Below are 1,224 nucleotides of genomic sequence, written 5' to 3' on the forward strand. Positions count from 1 at the left end.
GAAGGGCGCCTCGCGTGTGCGGGGCGCCCTTCGGTGTGCTGTGCCGCAACTGGCGGCTGTTCGTTGGCGGGTTGGTGCCGGTTACGGCAGGTTGCGGGCCATGACGATGCGTTGGACCTGGTTGGTGCCTTCGTAGATCTGGGTGATCTTGGCGTCGCGCATCATGCGTTCGACGGGGTAGTCGCGGGTGTAGCCGTAGCCGCCGAGGAGTTGGACGGCGTCGACGGTGACGTCCATGGCGATGTCGGAGGCGAAGCACTTGGCCGCGGCGCCGTGGAAGGTCAGATCGCGGTCCTCGCGTTCGGATTTTGCGGCGGCGGAGTAGGTGAGCTGGCGGGCGGCTTCGAGTTTCATGGCCATGTCGGCGAGCATGAACTGCACGCCCTGGAAGTCGCCGATGGGCTTGCCGAACTGCTTGCGTTCGGTGACGTACTGCTTGGCGTAGTCCAGGGCGCCCTGGGCGATGCCGAGGGCCTGTGCGGCGATGGTGACGCGGGTGTGGTCCAGGGTGCGCATGGCGGTGGCGAAGCCGGTGCCCTCGGCGCCGATCATGCGGGAGGCGGGGATGCGGACGTTGTCGAGGTAGACCTCGCGCGTCGGTGAGCCCTTGATGCCGAGTTTCTTCTCCGGGGCGCCGAAGGAGACCCCCTCGTCGCCCTTTTCGACGACGAAGGCGGAGATGCCCTTGGAGCGCTTGGCGGGGTCGGTGACGGCCATGACGGTGTAGTACTCGGAGACGCCGGCGTTGGTGATCCAGCGCTTGACGCCGTTGAGGACCCAGTGGTCGCCGTCGCGTACGGCGCGGGTCTTCATCCCGGCGGCGTCGGAGCCTGCTTCGGGTTCGGACAGGCAGTAGGAGAACATGCCCTCGCCGCGGGCCAGGGCGCCGAGGTAGGTGTGCTTGAGTTCCTCGCCGCCGGACAGGACCACGGGCATGGAGCCGAGTTTGTTGACGGCGGGGATGAGGGAGGAGGAGCCGCAGACGCGGGCGACTTCCTCGATGACCAGGACGGTGGCCAGGGCGTCGGCTCCGGCGCCGCCGTAGGTCTCGGGGACGTGGACGGCGTGCAGGTCGGCGCCGAGCAGGGCGTCCAGGGCCTCCTGGGGGAAGCGGCCCTCCTCGTCCACCTGCGCGGCGAACGGCGCGATCTTCGCCTCGGCGAGCGCGCGCACCGTCTCCCGGAGCATCTCGTGCTCCTCCGACGGCCGGTACAGATCAAAAGC

1 protein-coding gene is annotated in these 1,224 nt (G+C 68.7%); it reads right to left on the reverse strand.

Annotated elements, in window-relative coordinates:
• Positions 1-81 precede the first annotated feature (81 nt).
• Positions 82-1,224, reverse strand: a 1,143-nt coding sequence (locus HFV08_RS31015) for an acyl-CoA dehydrogenase family protein (protein WP_246342229.1), incomplete at its 5' end; no start/stop codon positions are given.

This window comes from Streptomyces physcomitrii (assembly GCF_012273655.1).
GTDB lineage: Bacteria > Actinomycetota > Actinomycetes > Streptomycetales > Streptomycetaceae > Streptomyces > Streptomyces physcomitrii.